Annotated in this window: 18 protein-coding genes; 7 read left to right on the forward strand and 11 right to left on the reverse strand. The window is 51.7% G+C overall.

Going from position 1 to position 22,649, the window contains the following annotated elements; genetic code table 11:
- Nucleotides 1-120 precede the first annotated feature (120 nt).
- Nucleotides 121-567 (forward strand): YccF domain-containing protein, encoded by a 447-nt coding sequence (locus ACLJRU_RS18135; protein WP_001261222.1) that lies wholly within the window; start codon nt 121-123, stop codon nt 565-567.
- An 18-nt stretch (nt 568-585) separates the two neighbouring features.
- Nucleotides 586-2,739, forward strand: a complete 2,154-nt coding sequence (gene yccS, locus ACLJRU_RS18140) for a YccS family putative transporter (protein ID WP_187790664.1) — start codon at nt 586-588, stop codon at nt 2,737-2,739.
- Here yccS and ACLJRU_RS18145 read toward each other — a convergent pair.
- A complete protein-coding gene (locus tag ACLJRU_RS18145; protein WP_001539651.1) occupies nt 2,726-3,331 on the reverse strand; it encodes a TfoX/Sxy family DNA transformation protein in 606 nt (201 codons plus the stop codon). The two genes, yccS and ACLJRU_RS18145, sit on opposite strands and share 14 nt — an antisense overlap.
- Nucleotides 3,332-3,547: 216 nt before the next feature.
- On the opposite strand from ACLJRU_RS18145, the gene sulA reads away from it, so the two are divergent.
- Both sulA and ompA read left to right on the forward strand, forming a co-directional pair.
- Nucleotides 3,548-4,057 (forward strand): SOS-induced cell division inhibitor SulA, encoded by a 510-nt coding sequence (sulA, locus tag ACLJRU_RS18150; RefSeq protein WP_000288731.1) that lies wholly within the window; start codon nt 3,548-3,550, stop codon nt 4,055-4,057.
- Nucleotides 4,058-4,413: 356 nt separating this feature from the next.
- Nucleotides 4,414-5,466 carry a porin OmpA gene (gene ompA, locus ACLJRU_RS18155; protein WP_001539650.1) on the forward strand — a complete coding sequence of 351 codons (1,053 nt, stop codon included), beginning with the start codon at nt 4,414-4,416 and terminating at the stop codon, nt 5,464-5,466.
- Nucleotides 5,467-5,537: 71 nt separating this feature from the next.
- Here ompA and matP read toward each other — a convergent pair whose 3' ends face one another.
- Nucleotides 5,538-5,990, reverse strand: coding sequence for a macrodomain Ter protein MatP (gene matP / locus ACLJRU_RS18160; protein ID WP_000877172.1), 453 nt, complete (start codon nt 5,988-5,990; stop codon nt 5,538-5,540).
- A gap of 185 nt (nt 5,991-6,175) precedes the next feature.
- Here matP and ACLJRU_RS18165 point away from each other — a divergent pair, with 185 nt between their 5' ends.
- Nucleotides 6,176-7,936 (forward strand): Lon protease family protein, encoded by a 1,761-nt coding sequence (locus tag ACLJRU_RS18165; RefSeq protein ID WP_001539649.1) that lies wholly within the window; start codon nt 6,176-6,178, stop codon nt 7,934-7,936.
- A 68-nt stretch (nt 7,937-8,004) separates the two neighbouring features.
- Nucleotides 8,005-8,523 (forward strand): bifunctional 3-hydroxydecanoyl-ACP dehydratase/trans-2-decenoyl-ACP isomerase, encoded by a 519-nt coding sequence (gene fabA, locus ACLJRU_RS18170; protein WP_001539648.1) that lies wholly within the window; start codon nt 8,005-8,007, stop codon nt 8,521-8,523.
- 99 nt (nt 8,524-8,622) lie between these two features.
- On the opposite strand, the gene rmf is transcribed toward fabA, so the two are convergent.
- The 6 genes from rmf to rlmKL all read right to left on the reverse strand — a co-directional run bounded on the left by rmf (nt 8,623) and on the right by rlmKL (nt 16,547).
- Entirely contained in the window at nt 8,623-8,790 is a 168-nt protein-coding gene (gene rmf, locus ACLJRU_RS18175; protein WP_001537784.1) for a ribosome modulation factor, read from the reverse strand.
- 255 nt (nt 8,791-9,045) lie between these two features.
- The gene (gene pqiC / locus ACLJRU_RS18180; RefSeq protein WP_000759136.1) at nt 9,046-9,609 is read right to left on the reverse strand and encodes a membrane integrity-associated transporter subunit PqiC; all 564 of its coding nucleotides are present in this window, start codon (nt 9,607-9,609) and stop codon (nt 9,046-9,048) included.
- The gene (gene pqiB / locus ACLJRU_RS18185; protein ID WP_023234841.1) at nt 9,606-11,246 is read right to left on the reverse strand and encodes an intermembrane transport protein PqiB; all 1,641 of its coding nucleotides are present in this window, start codon (nt 11,244-11,246) and stop codon (nt 9,606-9,608) included. The genes pqiC and pqiB overlap by 4 nt, the downstream gene beginning before the upstream one ends.
- 4 nt (nt 11,247-11,250) lie before the next feature.
- Nucleotides 11,251-12,504 (reverse strand): membrane integrity-associated transporter subunit PqiA, encoded by a 1,254-nt coding sequence (gene pqiA, locus ACLJRU_RS18190; RefSeq protein ID WP_023234840.1) that lies wholly within the window; start codon nt 12,502-12,504, stop codon nt 11,251-11,253.
- A gap of 14 nt (nt 12,505-12,518) precedes the next feature.
- Nucleotides 12,519-14,426 carry an ABC transporter ATP-binding protein gene (locus tag ACLJRU_RS18195; RefSeq protein WP_023234839.1) on the reverse strand — a complete coding sequence of 636 codons (1,908 nt, stop codon included), beginning with the start codon at nt 14,424-14,426 and terminating at the stop codon, nt 12,519-12,521.
- A 12-nt stretch (nt 14,427-14,438) separates the two neighbouring features.
- On the reverse strand, nt 14,439-16,547 hold the full coding sequence (rlmKL, locus tag ACLJRU_RS18200; protein ID WP_001086477.1) for a bifunctional 23S rRNA (guanine(2069)-N(7))-methyltransferase RlmK/23S rRNA (guanine(2445)-N(2))-methyltransferase RlmL: 2,109 nt from the start codon (nt 16,545-16,547) through the stop codon (nt 14,439-14,441).
- A 98-nt stretch (nt 16,548-16,645) separates the two neighbouring features.
- On the opposite strand from rlmKL, the gene ACLJRU_RS18205 reads away from it, so the two are divergent.
- Nucleotides 16,646-17,755, forward strand: coding sequence for a YcbX family protein (locus tag ACLJRU_RS18205; protein ID WP_187790663.1), 1,110 nt, complete (start codon nt 16,646-16,648; stop codon nt 17,753-17,755).
- On the opposite strand, the gene zapC is transcribed toward ACLJRU_RS18205, so the two are convergent.
- From zapC to pepN, 3 genes are all read right to left on the reverse strand, one after another.
- Nucleotides 17,752-18,294 (reverse strand): cell division protein ZapC, encoded by a 543-nt coding sequence (zapC, locus tag ACLJRU_RS18210; RefSeq protein ID WP_001220671.1) that lies wholly within the window; start codon nt 18,292-18,294, stop codon nt 17,752-17,754. The genes ACLJRU_RS18205 and zapC overlap by 4 nt on opposite strands.
- 165 nt (nt 18,295-18,459) lie before the next feature.
- Nucleotides 18,460-19,470 (reverse strand): quinone-dependent dihydroorotate dehydrogenase, encoded by a 1,011-nt coding sequence (pyrD, locus tag ACLJRU_RS18215; RefSeq protein ID WP_001539645.1) that lies wholly within the window; start codon nt 19,468-19,470, stop codon nt 18,460-18,462.
- A gap of 207 nt (nt 19,471-19,677) precedes the next feature.
- A complete protein-coding gene (pepN, locus tag ACLJRU_RS18220) occupies nt 19,678-22,290 on the reverse strand; it encodes an aminopeptidase N (RefSeq protein ID WP_011264247.1) in 2,613 nt (870 codons plus the stop codon).
- Nucleotides 22,291-22,649: the final 359 nt, after the last annotated feature.

Here is a 22,649-nt window from a genome sequence, read left to right on the forward strand (position 1 = left end):
TCAGCGAATCCAGACGTAAAGATGTGCTTATCAGTGTAACCGCCAGAGAAAACGTGCTCCAGTCTAAAAAAACGTTACAATTGCCCGCAGTGATAGAAAACCGGAATGAACTGAGGGTTTATGCGTACCGTTCTGAATATTTTAAACTTTGTACTGGGCGGCTTTGCCACTACGCTGGCCTGGCTGCTGGCGACGCTGGTCAGTATTGTGCTTATTTTTACCCTGCCGTTGACCCGCTCCTGCTGGGAGATAACCAAACTGTCCCTGTTCCCTTACGGTAATGAAGCCATTCACGTTGACGAACTTAATCCGGCGGCGAAAAGCGTATTAATGAATACTGGCGGTACCTTGCTGAATATTTTCTGGTTACTTTTTTTCGGCTGGTGGCTATGCCTGATGCACATTGCCTCCGGTATCGCGCAGTGTGTCACTATCATCGGGATACCTGTCGGTATTGCGAACTTTAAAATTGCCGCGATTGCGCTTTGGCCTGTCGGTCGCCGCGTCGTCTCTGTAGAAACCGCTCGCGCCGCGCGAGAAGCTAACGCGCGCCGCCGTTTTGAATGATCGGGACAAATAGCCTTTATGTTAAGTCCGTTGATTCGCCGTTATACCTGGAACAGTACCTGGCTGTATTACATCCGCATTTTTATCGCTCTGTGCGGCACCACCGCCCTGCCCTGGTGGCTGGGCGACGTCAAACTGACCATCCCGCTCACGCTCGGTATGGTTGCCGCGGCGCTAACCGATCTCGACGATCGCCTTGCCGGACGTTTGCGTAATTTAATCATTACCTTAATTTGCTTTTTTATCGCGTCGGCTTCTGTGGAGCTACTCTTTCCCTGGCCGTGGCTATTTGCGTTGGGCTTAACGTTATCCACCAGCGGGTTTATTCTGTTGGGAGGACTGGGGCAACGCTATGCCACCATCGCGTTCGGCGCGTTACTCATTGCCATCTATACGATGCTGGGTACCTCTTTATACGATCACTGGTATCAGCAACCACTGCTCCTGCTGGCAGGCGCAGTATGGTATAACCTACTGACGCTAACCGGGCATCTGCTATTTCCGATCCGTCCGTTGCAGGATAATCTGGCACGCAGTTACGAACAGTTAGCGCACTATCTGGAACTGAAATCACGTCTGTTTGATCCTGATATTGAAGATGAAAGCCAGGCGCCGCTCTATGATTTAGCGTTAGCGAACGGGCAGTTAATGGAGACGCTGAACCAAACGAAAGTGTCGTTGTTGACTCGCCTGCGCGGCGATCGCGGTCAACGCGGTACGCGCCGCACCCTCCATTACTATTTTGTGGCGCAGGATATTCATGAACGCGCCAGTTCTTCGCATATTCAATACCAGACGCTGCGCGATTATTTTCGCCATAGCGACGTCATGTTCCGCTTTCAGCGTCTGATGTCGATGCAGGCGCAGGCCTGTACGCAGCTGGCGCGCTGTATCTTACTGCGTACGCCGTACCAGTATGATCCGCGCTTTGAACGCGTCTTTACCCACATTGACGCCGCGCTTGAACGTATGCGCGCCAGCGGCGCTTCTTTAGAGCTGCTGAATACGCTTGGATTCTTATTAACCAACCTACGCGCTATTGATGCGCAACTAGCGACGATCGAGTCGGAGCAGGCCCAGGCAATGCCGCGCAATGAGTCAGAAAACCAGTTGGCTGATGATAGCCTGCACGGGTTTAGCGACATCTGGCTGCGTCTGAGCCGTAATTTTACCCCGGAGTCCGCTCTCTTTCGCCATGCGGTACGCATGTCGCTGGTATTGTGCATCGGTTATGCTCTCATCCAAATTACCGGGATGCGCCACGGGTACTGGATATTGCTCACCAGCCTGTTCGTTTGCCAGCCTAACTATAACGCGACCCGCCATCGCCTTGCGCTCAGAATTATCGGTACGTTGGTAGGCGTTGCTATCGGCCTGCCGATTTTATGGTTTGTTCCTTCGCTTGAAGGACAGTTAGTTCTGCTGGTGATTACCGGCGTGCTTTTCTTCGCATTCCGTAATGTGCAGTATGCCCATGCGACGATGTTCATCACCCTGCTGGTATTACTCTGCTTTAACCTCCTGGGCGAAGGCTTTGAGGTAGCGTTACCGCGCGTCGTCGACACGTTAATTGGCTGCGCTATCGCCTGGGCTGCGGTCAGCTTTATTTGGCCAGACTGGCGCTTTCGCAACCTTCCCCGGGTACTCCAGCGCGCCACCGATGCTAATTGCCGCTACCTTGATGCGATCCTTGAGCAATATCACCAGGGACGGGATAACCGCCTGGCCTATCGCATTGCCAGACGCGACGCGCACAACCGCGATGCAGAACTGGCATCCGTGGTTTCTAATATGTCGAGCGAACCCGACGTCACGGCTGAAACCCGGGAGGCGGCGTTCAGGCTGCTTTGCCTCAATCACACTTTTACCAGCTATATCTCCGCCCTCGGCGCGCACCGCGAAAAGCTCAGTAATCCGGACGTGTTGGGGCTTCTGGATGACGCGGTCTGCTACGTTGATGATGCGCTTCATCATCAACCTGAAGACGAACAGCGCGTACACCAGGCGCTGGAGGGTTTAAAGCAGCGAGTTCAGTCACTGGAAACACGTCCGGACAGCAAAGAACCTCTGGTTGTTCAACAAATTGGTTTGCTCATTGCCTTACTGCCCGAGATTGGACGCTTGCAACGGCAAATTTCACCGCCGACTTCTACATTAATTACCCAGCCGTAATCGAATGAGCCCAGTCGGCAAGCTCCTGGCGACGACTCGCCGGGAGCGCCGCTTCATGTACGCCGACAATTGCGCCTTCCAGGGCATACAAAACTTTCACCGTCAGCAAGGGATTGCTTTGTCGCAACCTTAGCCAGCACATTTTCGCGCCCAGTATGCGTAACATATTTTCGTCCTTTATCCCTGACTCATTGAGCAATGTTTCCAGATGGAAGGTCATATTGGGAAGATCTTTGAGTCTGTGCTGTAAAATACGGCTGTGTTTTTCCTTCATTGCCGCGTCAAGAGAATACTTCGATAAACGTACCAGCTGCTGCTGATCGCGCCACAGGCTTTCATCCACCCGGTAATAGTTGAGCATAACGGGACGTCCACATTTCATAAACATGAGCCAGGCGGGAGGATGCTTCACACAGTAGGGTACGCTTTCTTCACAGGCGCGGAGATAAAGCTCGCCATTAGCCACCATCGCAAAGACGGTATCCTCCACGGTCAGACTATAGCTACCGAATAAAGATCGATACTGGATCGTCCCCAAAGAGGCCAAATACTCTTGCGATTTATAGATCCTGTCATAAGAGAGTGCTCTCATAAAATTCCTTTTAAATCATAAAGTAAAAGAATGATTTGCAGTAACGGATCCGTTAATGACGAAAATAGGCAACTTATACTCCGCGAGCAAGATGATTTTTATTTTTGACGCCACTAAGAATAAAAATTGCGAGACAGTTTCCGAAAATAGAGTTGATCTTTCATCGCCACAGGGGTACTGTATGAATATACAGTAACTCGCAGGGCTGGATTGATTATGTACACTTCAGGTTATGCAAATCGTTCTTCGTCATTTCCTACCACTACCCACAACGCTGCGCGCACCGCTACGGAAAATGCTGCGGCAGGACTGGTCAGTGAAGTTGTCTACCACGAAGACCAGCCCATGATGGCGCAACTCCTGCTTTTGCCTTTACTCCGTCAGTTAGGCCAACAATCACGCTGGCAGCTCTGGCTCACGCCGCAGCAAAAGCTCAGCCGTGAATGGGTACAGTCTTCAGGTTTGCCATTAACGAAAGTGATGCAAATTAGCCAGCTTGCACCTCGTCATACGCTGGAGTCGATGATCCGCGCTTTGCGTACAGGAAATTACAGCGTGGTAATTGGTTGGATGACTGAAGAACTGACAGAAGAAGAACATGCCAGCCTGGTTGAAGCAGCGAAGGTAGGTAATGCGGTAGGGTTTATCATGCACCCTGTACGTGCGCACGCTTTACCCAGGAGACAGCATTCCGGGCTAAAAATTCACTCTAATTTGTATCATTAAGTAAAATTAGGATTTATCCTGGACTTTTTTTTACGCGAACGTATCTCCTTTGAGTGCTAACGTTTTTTTTGCGAGAACGCTTGCCAGAAGCGGTTTCCGCAACCTTTGCTGTACGATTTATCATCTGAAACTGTTAAATGATGTGTATATCCGTCATGTTTTTTTCACATGTCTGACGGAGTTCACACTTGTAAGTTTCCAACTACGTTGTAGACTTTACATCGCCAGGGGTGCTCAGCATAAGCCGTAGATATCGGAAGAGTAACTATTGAGCAGATCCCCCGGTGAAGGATTTAACCGTGTTATCTCGTTGGAGATATTCATGGCGTATTTTGGATGATAACGAGGCGCAAAAAATGAAAAAGACAGCTATCGCGATTGCAGTGGCACTGGCTGGTTTCGCTACCGTAGCGCAGGCCGCTCCGAAAGATAACACCTGGTACGCTGGTGCTAAACTGGGCTGGTCTCAGTACCATGACACCGGCTTCATTAACAATGATGGCCCGACTCATGAAAACCAACTGGGCGCAGGTGCTTTTGGTGGTTACCAGGTTAACCCGTACGTTGGCTTTGAAATGGGCTACGACTGGTTAGGCCGTATGCCGTACAAAGGCGACAACATCAATGGCGCTTATAAAGCTCAGGGTGTTCAGTTGACCGCTAAACTGGGTTATCCAATCACTGACGATCTGGACGTTTATACCCGTCTGGGTGGTATGGTATGGCGTGCAGACACCAAGTCTAACGTCCCTGGCGGCCCGTCTACTAAAGACCACGACACCGGCGTTTCCCCGGTATTCGCGGGCGGTATCGAGTATGCCATCACCCCTGAAATCGCAACCCGTCTGGAATACCAGTGGACTAACAACATCGGTGATGCCAACACCATCGGCACCCGTCCGGACAACGGCCTGCTGAGCGTAGGTGTTTCCTACCGTTTCGGCCAGCAAGAAGCTGCTCCGGTAGTCGCTCCGGCACCGGCTCCGGCTCCGGAAGTACAGACCAAGCACTTCACTCTGAAGTCTGACGTACTGTTCAACTTCAACAAATCTACCCTGAAGCCGGAAGGCCAGCAGGCTCTGGATCAGCTGTACAGCCAGCTGAGCAACCTGGATCCGAAAGACGGTTCCGTTGTCGTTCTGGGCTTCACTGACCGTATCGGTTCTGACGCTTACAACCAGGGTCTGTCCGAGAAACGTGCTCAGTCTGTTGTTGATTACCTGATCTCCAAAGGTATTCCGTCTAACAAAATCTCCGCACGTGGTATGGGCGAATCTAACCCGGTTACCGGCAACACCTGTGACAACGTGAAACCTCGCGCTGCCCTGATCGATTGCCTGGCTCCGGATCGTCGCGTAGAGATCGAAGTTAAAGGCGTTAAAGACGTGGTAACTCAGCCGCAGGCTTAAGTTTCCGTCTGATAAAAAACCCCGCGTCGCGGGGTTTTTTGCTCTGGTCTGGGTGACAACGCCTTTCAGCGTTACTTCTTGCCTAATAACGCCTGTAAATCCTGCTTTAACGTGGTCATTTGCGTGGCATATTTCTCTTTATGCTCCGCGTCTTCTATCAGTTGCACTATCGTTTCGGATAATGTTTTACCGCGTCGCTGCGCAAGGCCCGCCAGACGCTGCCAGACCATAAACTCTAAATCGATAGATTTTTTGCGCGTATGCTGATGTTCCGCATTGAAGTGTCGTTTGCGTCTTGCCCGAATGGTTTGTTTCATCCGATTAAGCAAGGCAGGATTCATATGCCTGTCTATCCAGACGTTTACCCGCACCGGTTCATTTTCGAGGGCCAACAACAAATTGACGGCTTCCTGGGCAGCACTGGCTTCCACGTAGCGGGTGATCAACTCCCCTTCGCGGTGCTTTTTCACCAGATATTTCCATTTCCAACCGCTTTCAAGATTTTCAAGTTGTTGATATTTCATTGCGATCCCAACGTTACCGTGTAACTGTTATCAGAATATCAGTTTTTTAGCCATCTGAAGAAAAGAATCTCGAACCTGTGAATGGTTACACGTCTTCATATTACTTTGCATTCGCTTTCCGCGTGTGCAGCGTGACGGGTTAGGCTATAATCCCCCCTTTTACAACAGACTAAAAAACCTCAACTTTGACCATTACGAAACTTGCATGGCGTGATCTGGTTCCGGATAGCGAAAGCTATCAGGAGATATTTGCACAGCCACACGCGACTGACGAAAACGACACCTTACTCAGTGATACTCAGCCACGACTGCAATTTGCGCTTGAGCAACTTATACAGCCGTGGGCATCATCCTCTTTTATGCTGACTAAAGCGCCTGAAGAGCAAGAGTATCTCACTTTACTTTCAGATGCCGTCCGCGCTCTGCAAACCGATGCCGGACAATTAACCGGCGGACATTATGACGTTTCCGGGCATACTGTTCATTACCGCGCCGCGCAGAATGCGCAAGACAACTTTGCCACCGTCACACAAGTCGTCAGCGCGGACTGGGTCGAAGCCGAACAGCTCTTTGGTTGCCTGCGGCAGTATAACGGCGACATTATCCTGCAGCCGGGACTGGTTCATCAGGCGAACGGCGGCGTGCTGATTATTTCCTTACGAACCCTTCTGGCGCAGCCGTTACTGTGGATGCGTCTGAAAGCCATCGTTAGCCGCGAGCGTTTTGACTGGGTGGCCTTTGACGAGTCGCGTCCATTACCGGTCTCCGTGCCATCAATGCCGCTCAAACTGAAGGTGATTCTGGTTGGCGAACGTGAATCACTGGCTGATTTTCAGGAGATGGAACCGGAGCTCGCGGAACAGGCTATCTACAGTGAATTTGAAGACAATTTACAGATAGCGGACGCAGAAGCTATGAACCTGTGGTGTCAATGGGTGACGCGTATCGCTTTACGCGATAATTTGCCCCCTCCGGCACCGGACGCCTGGCCCGTCCTGATACGCGAGGCTGTGCGCTATACCGGCGAACAGGATACGCTGCCTCTTTGCCCACTGTGGATAGCCCGCCAGTTTAAGGAGGCATCGCCTTTATGCGAAGGCGATACCTGCGGCGCAGAAGCGCTCAGCCTGATGCTTGCCCGACGCGAATGGCGAGAAGGCTTTCTGGCGGAACGGATGCAGGATGAGATTCTGCAAGAGCAGATCCTGATTGAAACCGAAGGCGAACGCGTTGGACAAATCAATGCGCTTTCCGTCATTGAATTTCCCGGGCATCCGCGCGCCTTTGGCGAACCGTCGCGAATTAGCTGTGTTGTGCATATCGGCGATGGCGAATTTAACGATATTGAGCGCAAGGCCGAACTTGGCGGGAATATCCACGCTAAGGGAATGATGATTATGCAGGCCTTCCTGATGTCGGAGTTGCAGCTGGAGCAACAAATTCCCTTCTCTGCCTCGTTAACCTTTGAGCAGTCCTACAGCGAAGTGGATGGCGATAGCGCCTCAATGGCGGAATTATGTGCGCTCATCAGCGCGCTGGCCAATGTGCCAGTGAATCAAAATATTGCGATTACCGGCTCGGTCGATCAGTTTGGTCGCGCGCAACCGGTGGGCGGGCTAAACGAAAAAATTGAAGGTTTCTTCGCCATCTGCGAGCAGCGGGAATTAAACGGTAAACAGGGCGTGATTATCCCTGCCGCCAATGTCCGCCATCTCAGTCTTAAATCTGAACTGCTGCAAGCGGTTAAAGAAGAGAAGTTCACTATCTGGGCGGTAGACGACGTGACCGACGCCTTACCGCTACTGTTAAATCTGGTGTGGGATGGCGAAGGTCAAACGACGTTGATGCAGACTATCCAGGAGCGTATCGCGCAGGCGACGCAACAGGAAGGCCGTCATCGTTTCCCGTGGCCATTACGTTGGCTGAACGCTTTTATTCCGAACTGATCGGACTTGTTCAGCGTACACGTGTTAGCTATCCTGCGTGCTTCAATAAAATAAGGTTTACATAAAACATGGTAGATAAACGCGAATCCTATACAAAAGAAGACCTTCTTGCCTCTAGTCGTGGTGAACTGTTTGGCGCTAAAGGGCCGCAACTCCCTGCACCGAACATGCTGATGATGGACCGCGTCGTTAAGATGACCGAAACGGGCGGCAATTTCGACAAAGGCTATGTCGAAGCCGAGCTGGATATCAATCCGGATCTATGGTTCTTCGGATGCCACTTTATCGGCGATCCGGTGATGCCCGGTTGTCTGGGTCTGGATGCTATGTGGCAATTGGTGGGATTCTACCTGGGCTGGTTGGGCGGCGAAGGCAAAGGCCGCGCTCTGGGCGTGGGCGAAGTGAAATTTACCGGCCAGGTTCTGCCGACAGCCAGGAAAGTCACCTATCGCATTCATTTCAAACGTATCGTAAACCGTCGCCTGATCATGGGCCTGGCGGACGGTGAGGTTCTGGTGGATGGTCGTCTGATCTATACCGCACACGATTTGAAAGTCGGTTTGTTCCAGGATACTTCCGCGTTCTAAGTGTTGAATTGATATTCCGCGCTATCGGTATTATGCTTGCAAAGCCAATAAAGGCGAAACCTCCGCACTGCGGAGGTTTCTTTTTCTAAAGAGACAGAATCAGGCCATTACCGCCCTGTCCTCCATGGCTTGTCGCCAACCTCCCAACCAGTATGACCGTTGATTCAGCGTCTGATAGGGACACATTTCTTTTGATCGTCCGGCGATGCCGGCCTGATATCCACGTTGATGTGCCCGTTCCAGGCGATCTCGTTTTTGTCTCTTCATGCCTCGTTTCCCTCATATTTGTATCTGGTGGAAAAGAAAACAGTGATTACAAAATGTGCAATCACACTACACGAATACCTCTAAATGGATCGCCCGTCAATGCGCAAAATTCACACCAATGTCATATTTGTGAGCTATACGGTAAATCATTTGTACAAAAAATGTGAGCCATAACAACTATTTTTCCGGCGTCAAAAATAAAAAAACCGCCTCAGGCGCACGACCTGAAGCGGTTAAATTTACATTACTTTTATCTCAGGGAAGGCGCTTTATCTCATCTGCGATAGCGGCTGCTTCCTGACTCCATGCGCTTGCCAGTACTTTGACCATCTCATCATAGCCATCTTTCTGCTGGCTGGCTTCGATATGGAAAGGCCGCTTAATCAGTTGTCCGTTGTGGTTTAATAACCACTCCCCGCTGACGATAACCTTACCATCGTAACGTCCATGGAATCCGGTTACGGTAACGTTCAACGTATCCTGGGTGGTTCCCAACGGCTGGGAAGCGACGACCCAGCCAGGAAGCCGGGCGCTAAGATTCGCCACCAGCGTGTTACGCAATTGCTGGTCCAGCGGGCTGGCCCACAGATTGTTATTGGCAATCACATACTGGACATCACTGGTTTGATACACCACGCCGTTACCTGCCAGATAGTCAGGTACGGAAACCTGCTCTACCCATAAGAGACGGTTGCCCTGGCTTGCGGTGCTTTGCACACCGCTTTGCGCTATCGGGAGCTGATAATAGCTTTTATTTTCTCCGCCGGAACTACATGACGCCAGCCAGAACGCCATTATCACGACTAGCCATTTTTTCATTGTTTCGCCCTCTTAGGCTCAGGATCTTTTTTATCCTTCGCTTCAAATACCAGCGCGTTGCTCTTCTCGTTCAGAGTTTTCAACACCGGTTGTAACTCACGAAGCACCTGATCGAGACGCTGCATATCCGCCACCATTTTGTTATACGCCGCCGATCCAGGCTGGAAGCCTTGCATACTGCGGTTAAGTTCGCGTAACGTCGTTTGCATATCTGCCGGAAGCTGCTGCATCGACTGACTGGAGGTAATCTTGTTCATATTATCCAGCGTGGTTTGCAGCCGACGCATAGTACGCTGGCTTTCAGACAGCGTATTAGTCGCTTGTTCAATCATCGGATTCAACGGCAGGTTGTTGATCTTATCCAACGTTTCCACCAGTCGCTGTTGAATTTGCGCCAGACCGCTGCTGACGGTGGGAATAATTTCATAACCATCAAATTCGCGTAGCCCGGTAATCGGTGGCTCCTTAGGATAAAAGTCCAGATCGACATACAGCGCCCCGGTCACCAGGTTACCGGTTTTAAGCGAAGCGCGTAAACCGCGCTTAAGCAGTTCCGTCAAATGCGCGCCAACATCCGCATTTTCTCCCAATTGCGCTTTCAGACGCTTCGGTTCAATGCGCACCAGCACAGGAATACGGTAATCGTCGTTAAACACCTGACGCATATTAGACGCAAAGAAAGGCACTTTGCTTACCGTCCCCAGACGAATACCGCGGAACTCCAGCGGCGCGCCGGGTTGTAATCCGCGCACCGAATCTTTAAAGAACATCAGGTAATCGATATGATCGGTGTACAGCGAATCCTGAATACTTTTTTGATCGTCGTAGAGATTAAACGCCGTTTTTTCGGCGACGGGTTGCCCCTGCTCAAGTCCTTCCGGCACATCAAAACTCACGCCGCCGCCAAACAACGTCGTCAACGATCCCATTTCCACGCGCATTCCCGCCGATGTCAGATCCACAGCGATACCGCTATCTTTCCAGAATCGGACATTACTGGTGACCAACCGATCGTTTGGCGCCTTAATGAACAACTGATAACTCATTGTCCGTTTTTGCGGATCGAAAGAGCTGGTTTCAACGGACCCTACCCGATAGCCCCGGAACAGAACGGGATCGCCAGGACTGAGCTGACCGGCCTTTTTGCTGTCCAGAATCACACGAATACCTTTGGCATCGGGCGGCGCCAACGGCGGTGAGTCAAGAAGCTGATAGCTTTCTGGCTGACTGCCCTTACTTCCTGGTTGTAGTTCAATATACGCACCTGATAGCAGCGTCCCAAGCCCGCTGATGCCTTCACGCCCCACCTGCGGTTTTACCACCCAAAATACCGAGTCTTTATGCAGCAACTTTTCCATACCGGAATGGAGCCGCGCTTTGATTTGTACGTGGGTCAGATCGTCAGTCAGCGTCGCGCTTTCAACCACGCCGACATCCACGCTGCGACTTTTGATCGTCGTTTTTCCGCCTTCAATGCCTTCCGCATTGGTGGTGATTAAGGTAACTTCCGGTCCCTGGTGGCTGTAGTGATAAAACAGAATCCAGGCTCCGATAAGCGCAGTAACAATCGGGAATATCCAGACAGGCGACCAATTTTTCACCTTTTGTACTTTGGCTTCCCCTTTTTTAGGTTCCATGCTATCAGGACTCCTCATGGCCTGGTTCGTACTCACGATCCCACGACAGACGCGGATCAAAGGTCATCGCAGAAAACATTGTCATTATGACGACTAAAGCAAACATCAACGCACCCATCGCAGGATAAATATTCATTAACCCTCCCATACGCACCAGCGCAGAGAGTACGGCAATGACAAAGACATCAATCATTGACCAGCGCCCCACAAACTCCACTACTTCATAAATAAAATGCATCCGTTCACTGTCGCGCTTACCGTGGCCTTTCGCATCCCAACAAAGCCAGGCAATGGCGATCATTTTTAGCGTCGGCACCATAATACTGGCGAGAAAGATAACCGCCGCCACCGGATAAGCCCCCTCGCTCCACAGCAAAATCACGCCAGCCAGAATGGTCGACGGCATTTTCGAGCCCAGTAAGTCGGTAATCATAATCGGCAAAATATTGGCGGGCAGATAAAGCATGATCGAGGTAAATAATAACGCCAGCGTCCACTGCAAACTGTTTTTACGCCGGACATAGCCTTTCGTATGGCAACGCGGACAGACGAGACTCTCCGCAGGCAGGATCGCCGTACAGCAGGCGCAAGAACGCAAAGACTGCCGGATACCGGTAATCCCCGGCGTTAACGGCTGCGCCACTGCAGGCTGCGGGGCGATATCATCCCACAACCAGCGGCGATCGACACACTGGAACGCCCGCAGTTGAACGAGACAAAATAAGCACCAGGGAATAAAACTGCTGCCGATGCCGATATCGCCGTAAGCCATCAGCTTAACAAAACTGACCAACACCCCGGCGAGAAATATTTCCGCCATTCCCCACGATTTGAGGAGGAAAAAGATCCTTGCCAGCGTTTTTTTTACCGACAACGGCAAACAGGCGCGGTTGACAAGTAATAGAATGGTCACCAGGCAAAATGCCGGCACCAGTTGGACAAATAATAAAAAGAACGTGCCGAGGCTGGCGTAATCTTCAGAAAACATGACGCCGGGGATTTCCAGAAGCGTGACTTCGCTGGTGACGCCCGCGACATTCATATTCACGAAGGGAAAAAGGTTAGAAAGCAGCAACATAAATAGTGCCGCTAACGCATAGGCGGTAGGACGCTGCCGGGGCGCGTCCCACTCGGTCGTTAACGTTGCGCCGCATCGTGGACATGCTGCTTTTTGCCCATGCGAGAGGCGGGGTAAAGCCACCAGCATGTCGCATTGCGGGCACAATATGTGCTTCGCAGCATGGTGATGTTCACACATAGGCGCTCCTTTCGTTATGCCCCGTTTTTCAGGCCTTCAAGATACTCCCAACGTTCGAAGGCTTGCTCAAGTTCTTGCTCCGCCTGACTTAAATCGGCCAGAACTTTTTGCGTTTGCTCATGGGGTTGGCTAAAAAAGGCCGCATCCGCAACCTGCGCCTGTAGCGCTTCCAGCTTCGCTTCCAGGTCTTCAAGCTGACCGGGTAACTGCTCCAGCTCGCGCTGCAGTTTATAGCTTAGTTTGCTACTGCCACGTTTTACAATTTCTGCTTTAGGGGCAATAACTTCCTCATTTTTTTTCGCCATCGGCTGTTTCGTCGCCAGATGCTGCTCTTGCTGCGCGCGCGCATCATGGTAGCCGCCGATATAACGTCCGATTTTGCCGCCGCCCTCAAAAATCCAGCATTCCGTCACGGTATTATCGACAAATTGCCGATCGTGGCTGACCAGTAGTACCGTGCCCTGATAGCCATCAATTAATTCTTCTAATAGTTCCAGCGTTTCGACGTCAAGATCGTTCGTTGGTTCATCGAGAATTAAAAGATTGCTCGGCTTGAGGAACAGTCGCGCCAGCAACAGACGGTTACGTTCGCCGCCGGAAAGCGCGCGGACGGGTGTCATCGCCCGTTTGGGGTGAAACAGGAAGTCCTGCAAATAGCCCAGTACATGGCGCGGCTTACCGTTTACCATCACCTCTTGCTTGCCTTCCGCAAGGTTATCCATCACGGTTTTTTCCGGATCCAGTTCGGCGCGATGCTGATCGAAGTAGGCGACTTCCAGCTTCGTTCCTACGTGGATGCGCCCGCTGTCAGCCTGAAGCTGTCCCAGCATCAGTTTCAGTAGCGTGGTTTTACCGCAGCCGTTCGGGCCAATTAACGCAATCTTGTCGCCGCGCTGTACCTGAGCGGAGAAATCTTTTACCAGTTGTTTTCCTTCTACCTGGTAATCGACGTTTTCCATCTCAAAAACGATTTTACCGGAGCGCGTCGCCTCTTCGACCTGCATCTTCGCCGTGCCCATCACTTCCCGGCGCTCGCTGCGTTCACGACGCATCGCTTTTAACGCCCGCACGCGCCCTTCATTACGGGTGCGGCGCGCCTTGATACCCTGGCGAATCCAGACTTCTTCCTGCGCCAGTTTGCGATCAAATTTCGCGTTTTGTAATTCTTCTACGCGCAGCGCTTCTTCTTTCTCCAGCAGGTATTGATCGTAATTTCCCGGATAGGTGACCAGTTTGCCACGATCGAGATCGACAATGCGGGTTGCCATATTGCGAATAAACGAACGATCGTGAGATATAAAAATAATCGTTCCGTTAAAGGTTTTCAGAAACCCTTCCAGCCAGTCGATAGTTTCGATATCCAGATGGTTAGTCGGTTCATCCAGTAACAATACGCGCGGATTGCTGACCAGCGCCCGACCCAGCGCGGCTTTACGCAGCCAGCCGCCGGAGAGCGACGACAGCGCGGCGTTAGGATCGAGTCCAAGCTGCGCCAGCACTTCATTAATACGGTTTTCCAGCTGCCACAGATTATGATGATCGAGCTGTTCCTGTACGCGCGCCATTTCATTGAGGTTTTTCTCGCTGGGATCGGTCATCACCAGACGGGAAATCTCATGATAGCGCTTGAGGTATTCCGCTTGTTCTTCGATACCTTCGGCGACAAAGTCATAGACGCTACCCGCAATATTACGGGGCGGGTCCTGTTGCAGACGCGCGACGATCAGATCCTGTTCATAAATAATACGCCCATCGTCCAGACCCTGTTCGCGGTTGAGGATCTTCATCAAGGTGGATTTCCCGGCGCCGTTACGCCCCACCAGACAGACGCGTTCGTTATCTTCGATATGCAACTCTGCGTTATCGAGAAGCGGCGCGTCGCTGAACGACAGCCATGCGCCATGCATACTGATTAATGACATTTACTTTTCCTTTCAGGCGGCGCGGATCAGCCAGCAGTTATGGATCTGACGGTTACGGGCAAAATCCGGGGAAAGCGTTTTTTGCGTAATTTCTTGTGCGGTAAGCCCCAGCTCAGCCAGCCCTTCCAGATCCATACGGAATCCGCGCTTATTATTTGAGAACATGATGGTGCCGCCTTTACGCAGCAGGCGTTTTAAATCTTTCATTAACGCGACATGATCGCGCTGAACATCAAACGACTCTTCCATACGTTTTGAGTTAGAGAACGTCGGCGGATCGATAAAGATCAAATCGAACTGTTCATTCGCCTCGCGCAGCCAGCCCAGGCAGTCGGCCTGAATCAGGCGATGCGCGCGGCCGCTCAGTCCGTTCAGACGCAAATTACGTTCGGCCCACTCCAGATAGGTGCGGGACATATCCACCGTTGTGGTGCTGCGCGCGCCGCCCAGACCCGCATGTACGCTGGCGCTGCCGGTATAAGAAAAGAGATTCAGGAAATCTTTGCCTTTGCTCATTTCTCCCAGCATTCTGCGGGCAATACGGTGATCGAGGAACAGACCGGTGTCGAGATAATCCGTCAGATTTACCCATAAGCGCGCATTATATTCGCTGACCTCAAGGAACTCGCCCTTCTCGCTCATTTTCTGATACTGGTTTTTTCCTTTTTGCCGTTCACGGGTTTTTAACACCAGTTTATTCGGCGGAATACCGAGCACTGACAAGGTTGCCGCAATAATATCGAACAGACGCTGCCGCGCTTTTTGCGCATCCACCGTTTTCGGCGGCGCATATTCCTGAATCACCGCCCAGTCGCCGTAACGGTCTACCGCCACGTTATATTCCGGCAGGTCGGCATCATACAAGCGATAGCATTCAATCCCTTCCTGGCGCGCCCATTTCTCCAGCTTTTTAAGATTTTTACGCAGGCGATTAGCGTAATCTTCCGCCACCGTCGCCGGCTTACTGTCCGCCGTGGTTTCCGCAATATGATAGTTTTTCTGCACGCAGTCCAGCGGGCCATTCTTGGCTTTAAACTGTTTGTCGGCACGTAATTGCAGGCTGCCCAGCAGATCGGGCGAAGCGCTGAACAGCGACAGGTTCCAGCCGCCAAACTGATTTTTCATGGTACGGCCCAGCAGGCTGTGCAACGCAATCAGCGCCGGTTCGCTGTCCAGACGTTCGCCGTAAGGCGGGTTACTGATCACCGTACCATACGGGCCTTTCGGCAATGGATTACTCAGTTGCGCCACATCTTTCACTTCAAAGGTGATAAGCTCCCCGATACCGGCGCGACGGGCGTTGCTGCGCGCCCGCTCAATGACACGCGCATCGCTGTCGGAACCGTAGAAATGAGAGGAATACTCTGCCAGTCCCTTACGCGCCCGGGTCTGCGCTTCGGCTTTCACTTCCTGCCAGATAGTCTCGTCATGCTGCGCCCAGCCGCTAAATCCCCAGTGACCACGGTGCAGTCCCGGCGCGCGATCGGTCGCCCACATCGCGGCCTCAATCAACAGTGTCCCCGAACCACACATAGGGTCGAGCAGCGGTGTACCTGGCTGCCAGCCGGAACGCATAACAATCGCTGCCGCCAGCGTCTCTTTAATTGGCGCCAGCCCGGTGCGATCGCGATAACCGCGCAGGTGCAGGCCATCACCACTGAGATCCAGCGCAATGCTGGCAGTTTCTTTATTCAGCCAGACGTTAATACGGAGGTCCGGCGATTCGCGGTCCACATTTGGACGCGGAAGATTTTTCCGCGTAAACGCATCGACAATCGCGTCTTTAACTTTCATCGCGCCATACTGACTATTACGGATGGTGTCGTTCAGGCCGCTGAAATGCACCGCAAACGTCGCGCCAAGATTAAAAATCTCTGTCCAGTTTATCGCCTGAACGCCGAGGTAAAGATCGAGATCGCTGTAGACCTTGCACTCACCCATCGGCAGGATAATACGCGAGGCCAGGCGGCTCCACATCAGGCTCTGGTAAATAAGCCGCGTGTCGCCCTGAAAATGGACCCCACCCTGAACAACCTGACACCCTACGGCGCCCAGTTTTTCCAGTTCAGTTTTTAACAGCTCTTCCAGCCCGCGGGCCGTACTGGCAAACAGAGAATTCATATTGTCACTTTTACGCTAAGAAAATTGTTGCGCATTATAGCTAATCTCACGCCCATGTCATAAAGTTGAAGGCTTATTTTCATTTGAGGGACTGTACGGTGGCGACGTTATCACGGCTCTTTATTCATCCGGTCAAATCCATGCGCGGCATTGGCCTGACTCATGCGCTGGCAGATATCAGCGGCCTGGCTTTTGATCGCATCTTCATGGTGACCGAGCCTGACGGCACATTTATTACCGCCCGCCAGTTTCCACAAATGGTACGTTTTACCCCTTCTCCCTTACACGACGGCCTCCATTTGACCGCGCCAGACGGCAGTAGCGCGCTGGTTCGCTTTACGGATTTCACCCCGCAGGATGCGCCGACCGAGGTCTGGGGAAACCATTTTACCGCTCGCGTCGCCCCGACGGCGATTAATCAATGGTTGAGCGGCTTTTTCTCCCGCGATGTCCAGTTGCGCTGGGTTGGGCCGCAGTTGACGCGCCGGGTCAAACGACATAACGCGGTGCCGCTGGGATTTGCCGATGGCTACCCGTATTTATTGACCAACGAAGCCTCGCTGCGCGATCTGCAACAGCGTTGTCCGGCAGGCGTACAAATGGAACAATTTCGCCCAAACTTAGTGGTTTCCGGCGTAGCGGCCTGGGAGGAAGATAGCTGGAAAGTGCTTCGCATTGGCGATGTGATTTTTGACGTCGTGAAGCCCTGTAGCCGCTGTATTTTTACAACCGTCAGCCCTGAAAAGGGGCAAAAACATCCTTCCGGAGAACCGCTGGCGACACTGCAAGCTTTTCGTACCGCCCAGGACAATGGCGATGTGGATTTCAGTCAGAATCTGATTGCCCGCAATAGCGGCGTCGTTCGCGTCGGCGATGAAGTGGAGATTCTGGCGACAGCTCCGGCAAAAGCTTATGGCGCCACAACGGTCGACGACAGCGTTACGCCAGATAAACACCCGGACGCGAGTGTAACCATCGACTGGCAGGGGCAAACCTTCTGCGGGAATAATCAACAGGTACTACTGGAACAGTTGGAGAATCAGGGGATTCGTATTCCGTATTCTTGCCGGGATGGTATCTGTGGTTGCTGCCGGATACGTTTGCTGGAAGGCGAAGTAAGTCCGCTGAAAAAATCGGCTATGGGTGACGATGGTACGATTCTGAGCTGTAGCTGCGTGCCTAAGACCGCGTTACGACTGGAAAATTAAACCGCTTGTTCAAGGCTGAAACTGTGACAGTGAACCTGCGGTTTCAGCCTGTCGTTCATAATTTTAATCGCATCGCCAAGCTGCATGGTTCGGCCTGCTATCACCACGCCCGGCTGTGCCAGCAGACACAACGCGGCATTTTCTCCCGGCTCAACGACCAGCAAATTAACCTGTTCCGCCGTATCGCTTAACCAGACGCTTGCGGCATCGCCCGTTCCCGGGGTCCACATTTCGCCATGCGCTACAAAATGCCAGCTTTTTGGCATCTGCGGTTTGAGATAGCGAATCGCCACCAGCGCATTCAATACCAACTCCGCGCGTTGCTCTTTGGTTAATTCGAAATCCCGGCATTTTTCTTCAAAGGAAAAATAGAGCGCGGCATCATCCACACAAAAACCGGTCGGGCAAAACGCGTCCGGCGTAAGCATTTTACGAGAGAAGCGCGAGCGAAAAAGCATACCATTGGCGAGATCGAGCATCATACGATCGTGCTCTTCATCATAATACCAGCGCCAGTTATCGTCAGGTTTAATTCGCATTACCTCTCTCCCGCTTTTAAGCAACTCGTAACAGCATTGTCCTTTTGCCGCTTCGTTTATTACCCCAATAATAAAAGCCTAAAATGTCTAAATAAGCAACAGTGGAGAAATATAAAACAACCAGCGCCGGAAATAAAGCCCTGGTTGTCTGATAAAGGGTAAAGTTTAGATGTGCGTTACGATTTCTTTAATCAATGGCGGGCCTTTAAAAATAAAGCCGGAATAAATTTGTACCAGCGTAGCTCCTGCCGCTATCTTCTCGCGCGCGGCGATAACTGAGTCAATGCCGCCGACGCCGATAATAGGCAATTGTCCCTTTAACTCCTGGGATAAACGGCGAATAATTTCTGTGCTTTTTAATTGTAATGGCCGGCCACTTAATCCCCCCGTTTGCTGGCAATTTTTCATTCCTTGTACCAGAGAACGATCGAGGGTGGTATTTGTCGCAATCACCCCATCAATATTATGACGAAGCAGGCTATCGGCAACCTGGATCAATTCTTCTTCACAAAGATCCGGCGCGATCTTTACTGCCACCGGCACATATTTATGGTGGATCGCCTGAAGATCGTTTTGCTTATTTTTAATGGCAGTTAACAGATCGTCCAGCGCATCGCCATACTGGAGCGTACGTAGCCCTAGCGTATTCGGCGAAGAAATATTAATGGCGATATAACCCGCATAAGCATAGACTTTTTCCATACAAATCAGGTAGTCATCTTTGCCATTTTCGACAGGCGTATCTTTATTTTTACCGATGTTAATTCCCAGAATACCATCAAAATGGGCTTTTTTAACATTCTCGACCAGGTTATCGACGCCCAGATTATTAAAGCCCATCCGATTGATCAGACCTTCAGCATCCACCAGACGAAAAAGACGCGGCTTATCGTTACCCGGCTGTGGGCGCGGCGTCACGGTGCCGATTTCCAGGGAGCCAAACCCCATCGCGTCTAACGCGTCGATGCACTCCCCGTCTTTATCCAGACCGGCAGCCAACCCCAGTGGATTTTTAAAGGTAAGTCCCATGCAGGTAACCGGCTTTGTCGGTACTTTCTGGCGCACCAGCGCTTCCAGCGGCGTACCTGTAATGCGGCGTAATTGTTGAAATGTAAATTCATGAGCGCGCTCTGGATCGAGCTGGAAAAGGGCTTTACGAACGAAGGGATAGTACATGAACTCTCCTGGATTCCCGGTGTGCAAACCGGGGGCGTATTATGGGCGATAACAAGGCAAAAGGGAATTGACCTACGGCAATAAATAGCAATCGTTTTCCTTCATTCTCACTTCACGTTTCGCCAGCGAGCGTCATCGTCCGGCAAAAAAATACCCGGCAGCGCTAACGCTTACCGGGCATGTCTTACCTCTTTATAACGGATACTGTCAGGCTAACGCTTTAGTTATCTTCTCGTACAGATCGCCGGAAAGATTCTCCAGCCCTTTTAACTGCTCCAGCGCCGCGCGCATTTTCTCCTGACGCTTATCATCATAACGTTTCAGACGAATCAGCGGTTCAATGAGGCGAGATGCTACCTGCGGGTTACGGCTATTCAGATCGGTCAGCATTTCGACCAGGAACTGGTATCCGCTACCGTCTTGCGCATGGAACGCCGCCGGGTTGCTGCCAGCAAACGCGCCAATTAATGAACGGATGCGGTTCGGGTTGCTCATACTGAAAGAACGGTGTTTGAGCAGGCCGCGTACGGTTTCCAGTACATTTTCCGCCGGGCTTGTGGATTGCAGGATAAACCATTTATCCATCACCAGGCCGTCCTGATGCCACTTATCGTCATACTCCTGCATCAGCATATCGCGGCACGGCAACTGCGCCGCCACTGCAGCAGACAGGGCCGCCAGCGCATCGGTCATATTATTGGCGTCGCGATACTGTTTGCTGACCAGCGTATTAGCCAGCTCCGTCTCGCCGAACGCCAGGAAGCGCAGGCAAGCATTGCGCAGCGTGCGCTTACCGATATCGCCGTGATCAACACGATACTCATCCAGATGATTGGCGTTATAGATAGCTAAGAACTCATCCGCCAGTTCTGCCGCCAGCGTACGCGTTAGCGCTTCACGAACTTGCGCAATGGCGATCGGGTCAATGACCTCAAACAGCTCCGCAATTTCATTGGCCGAAGGCAGCGTTAAAATTTCTGCGGCCAACGCCGGATCGATTTTCTCATCCAACAGTACTGCGCGGAACGCATCAGCGACATGCACCGGAAGCGATAGCGGTTGCCTCTGCTGATGACGCGCCACATTCAGTTTAATGTATGTGGCCAGCAGGCTTTGCGCCGCATCCCAACGGGAGAAATCATTGCGCGCATGGCGCATCAGGAACGTCAACTGCTGATCGCTCCATTTATATTCCAGTTTCACCGGCGCTGAAAACTCGCACAGCAAGGCCGGAACAGGCTGGAAGTAGACATTATCGAAGGTAAATGTCTGCTCCGCCTGCGTGACGTTCAGCACGGCATTGACCGGATGACCACCTTTTTGCAACGGAATGACGTTGCCTTCGTTATCGTACAGTTCAATGGCGAATGGAATATGCAGCGGCTGCTTCTCCGCCTGATCCGCCGTCGCCGGAGTACGCTGGCTGATGGTCAACGTGTACTGCTCGGTTTCCGGATTATAATCATCTTTTACCGTTACAATCGGCGTGCCGGACTGACTGTACCAGCGGCGGAAATGGGACAAATCGACATTAGAAGCATCTTCCATCGCCTGTACGAAGTCATCACACGTCGCGGCGCTGCCGTCATGGCGCTCAAAATAAAGCTGCATCCCCTTCTGGAAATTTTCCTCACCCAGCAACGTGTGGATCATGCGAATGACTTCCGCACCCTTTTCATAAACGGTGAGGGTGTAGAAGTTATTCATTTCGATTACTTTATCCGGGCGGATAGGATGCGCCATCGGGCTGGCGTCTTCCGCGAATTGTAAACCGCGCATGGTACGCACGTTACTGATGCGGTTCACCGCGCGTGACCCCAAATCAGAGCTAAACTCCTGATCGCGGAACACGGTTAGCCCCTCTTTCAGGCTCAACTGGAACCAGTCGCGGCAGGTGACGCGGTTGCCGGTCCAGTTGTGGAAATACTCATGGCCTATCACGCGCTCAATATCGAGATAATCTTTATCCGTCGCGGTATCAGTTCGCGCCAGCACGTATTTGGAGTTAAAGATATTGAGACCTTTATTCTCCATCGCGCCCATATTAAAGAAATCCACCGCGACAATCATATAGATGTCGAGGTCATATTCGAGCCCAAAACGCGTTTCATCCCATTTCATGGAATTTTTCAGCGAGGTCATTGCCCACGGCGCGCGATCCAGATTGCCACGGTCAACGTACAGTTCTAACGCGACTTCACGCCCGGAGCGGGTGGTAAAGGTATCGCGCAGCACGTCAAAATCACCGGCCACCAGCGCAAACAGATAACACGGTTTCGGGAACGGATCTTGCCACTGAACCCAGTGACGGCCATTCTCCAGTTCACCCTGCGCAACACGGTTGCCATTGGAGAGCAGGAACGGATATTTGCTTTTATCGGCAATAATTTTGGTGGTAAATCGCGCCAGTACGTCCGGGCGGTCAAGATACCAGGTAATATGGCGGAAGCCCTCCGCTTCACACTGGGTACAGAGCGCATCGCCGGACTGGTACAATCCTTCCAGCGCCGTATTCGCCGCCGGACTTATCTCGTTGACAATGCGTAACGTAAAACGCTCTGGCAGGTCGCTGATGATAAGCGCGCCCTCTTCTTCCTTATATGCTGCCCACGGCGCATCGTTGACGTGGATAGATACCAGCGTTAAATCTTCCCCATCAAGGCGAAGAGGCGCATCAGGCGCGCCATGACGAACAGCCTGGCTTATTGCGGTGACCACGGTTTTTTCGGCATCGAGGTCAAAGGTCAAGTCAATATCAGTAATCTGGTAATCCGGCGCGCGATAGTCATGGCGGTATTTGGCTTGTGGCTGTTGTGTCATAAAAAACCTTTCGCATCTTTGTGTAGAGTGTCGACTCCAGTCTATTCCTGTTGCGCAAATCGCGCTACGCAGAATGTTCATCTTTTCAGGCACAAACGGCCTATTTGCTACATTTTTATAATATGTACTCATAGTTTTTAAAATCGATAAAGATCGTCCAGGAGCGCTTTAAACAAGGGATGAGCGAGATCGAGATGAAGCTTGATTAACGAACTTTAACGAACTTCACAGACCACTTTTGCCCCATCCATGCCCCACACATAATTTTAGTCAACGCCAGACCCCATCAGCCCTGCAGGGAAAATCGATAACAAACACGCCCGCAGTATGTTCCCCAAAATTTAAAAACAAGTGGTTCA

Source organism: Salmonella sp. SAL00653 (genome assembly GCF_046552515.1).
GTDB classification, from domain to species: Bacteria; Pseudomonadota; Gammaproteobacteria; order Enterobacterales; family Enterobacteriaceae; genus Salmonella; species Salmonella enterica.

Excerpts from the sequence above, each read along its gene's own strand:
- ACLJRU_RS18135 (WP_001261222.1), top strand. The coding sequence starts at position 121 with ATGCGTACCGTTCTGAATATTTTAAACTTTGTACTGGGCGGCTTTGCC.
- yccS (WP_187790664.1), top strand. The coding sequence starts at position 586 with ATGTTAAGTCCGTTGATTCGCCGTTATACCTGGAACAGTACCTGGCTG.
- ACLJRU_RS18145 (WP_001539651.1), bottom strand. The coding sequence starts at position 3,331 with ATGAGAGCACTCTCTTATGACAGGATCTATAAATCGCAAGAGTATTTG.
- sulA (WP_000288731.1), top strand. The coding sequence starts at position 3,548 with ATGTACACTTCAGGTTATGCAAATCGTTCTTCGTCATTTCCTACCACT.
- ompA (WP_001539650.1), top strand. The coding sequence starts at position 4,414 with ATGAAAAAGACAGCTATCGCGATTGCAGTGGCACTGGCTGGTTTCGCT.
- matP (WP_000877172.1), bottom strand. The coding sequence starts at position 5,990 with ATGAAATATCAACAACTTGAAAATCTTGAAAGCGGTTGGAAATGGAAA.
- fabA (WP_001539648.1), top strand. The coding sequence starts at position 8,005 with ATGGTAGATAAACGCGAATCCTATACAAAAGAAGACCTTCTTGCCTCT.
- rmf (WP_001537784.1), bottom strand. The coding sequence starts at position 8,790 with ATGAAGAGACAAAAACGAGATCGCCTGGAACGGGCACATCAACGTGGA.
- pqiC (WP_000759136.1), bottom strand. The coding sequence starts at position 9,609 with ATGAAAAAATGGCTAGTCGTGATAATGGCGTTCTGGCTGGCGTCATGT.
- pqiB (WP_023234841.1), bottom strand. The coding sequence starts at position 11,246 with ATGGAACCTAAAAAAGGGGAAGCCAAAGTACAAAAGGTGAAAAATTGG.
- pqiA (WP_023234840.1), bottom strand. The coding sequence starts at position 12,504 with ATGTGTGAACATCACCATGCTGCGAAGCACATATTGTGCCCGCAATGC.
- ACLJRU_RS18195 (WP_023234839.1), bottom strand. The coding sequence starts at position 14,426 with ATGTCATTAATCAGTATGCATGGCGCATGGCTGTCGTTCAGCGACGCG.
- rlmKL (WP_001086477.1), bottom strand. The coding sequence starts at position 16,547 with ATGAATTCTCTGTTTGCCAGTACGGCCCGCGGGCTGGAAGAGCTGTTA.
- zapC (WP_001220671.1), bottom strand. The coding sequence starts at position 18,294 with ATGCGAATTAAACCTGACGATAACTGGCGCTGGTATTATGATGAAGAG.
- pyrD (WP_001539645.1), bottom strand. The coding sequence starts at position 19,470 with ATGTACTATCCCTTCGTTCGTAAAGCCCTTTTCCAGCTCGATCCAGAG.
- pepN (WP_011264247.1), bottom strand. The coding sequence starts at position 22,290 with ATGACACAACAGCCACAAGCCAAATACCGCCATGACTATCGCGCGCCG.